General features: G+C 51.9%; 5 tRNA genes and 1 rRNA gene. All 6 read left to right on the top strand.

From position 1 onward, the window contains the following. The first annotated feature begins 10 nt into the window (after window positions 1-10). The 6 genes from rrf to M3600_RS28465 all read left to right on the top strand — a co-directional run bounded on the left by rrf (window position 11) and on the right by M3600_RS28465 (window position 570). Window positions 11-127 (top strand): 5S ribosomal RNA (gene rrf, locus M3600_RS28490). 7 nt (window positions 128-134) lie between these two features. After that, a tRNA-Val gene (locus M3600_RS28485) sits at window positions 135-210 on the top strand. 7 nt (window positions 211-217) lie between these two features. Then, window positions 218-293, top strand: a tRNA-Thr gene (locus M3600_RS28480). Window positions 294-311: 18 nt separating this feature from the next. Continuing rightward, a tRNA-Lys gene (locus M3600_RS28475) sits at window positions 312-387 on the top strand. Window positions 388-392: 5 nt separating this feature from the next. Then, window positions 393-477, top strand: a tRNA-Leu gene (locus M3600_RS28470). 18 nt (window positions 478-495) lie between these two features. Further along, a tRNA-Gly gene (locus tag M3600_RS28465) sits at window positions 496-570 on the top strand. The last annotated feature ends 50 nt before the right edge of the window (window positions 571-620 follow it).

Here is a 620-nt window from a genome sequence, read left to right as displayed (position 1 = left end):
AATTAAATAGTCTGGTGGCGATAGCGAGAAGGTCACACCCGTTCCCATACCGAACACGGAAGTTAAGCTTCTCAGCGCCGATGGTAGTTGGGGGCTCTCCCCCTGTGAGAGTAGGACGTCGCCAGGCGTATAATGGAGGATTAGCTCAGCTGGGAGAGCATCTGCCTTACAAGCAGAGGGTCGGCGGTTCGATCCCGTCATCCTCCACCATACAAACGCCGATGTAGCTCAATTGGTAGAGCAACTGACTTGTAATCAGTAGGTTGGGGGTTCAAGTCCTCTCGTCGGCACCATCTTTTATTAATAGAGATGAGTCATTAGCTCAGTTGGTAGAGCATCTGACTTTTAATCAGAGGGTCGCAGGTTCGAATCCTGCATGACTCACCATTTATGCGGGTGTGGCGGAATTGGCAGACGCACTAGACTTAGGATCTAGCGCCGCAAGGCGTGGGGGTTCGACTCCCTTCACCCGCACCATTTAATTTAATACTCTAAGCGGAAGTAGTTCAGTGGTAGAACACCACCTTGCCAAGGTGGGGGTCGCGAGTTCGAACCTCGTCTTCCGCTCCATTTTTAAAAAACAATGCCGGGGTGGCGGAACTGGCAGACGCACAGGACTT

The organism is Niallia sp. MER 6 (assembly GCF_023714395.1).
In the GTDB taxonomy this organism is placed as follows: Bacteria; Bacillota; Bacilli; order Bacillales; family Cytobacillaceae; genus Niallia.
Note: the sequence above shows the minus strand (reverse complement) of the source record. Positions and strands in the feature narration are given on the sequence as shown.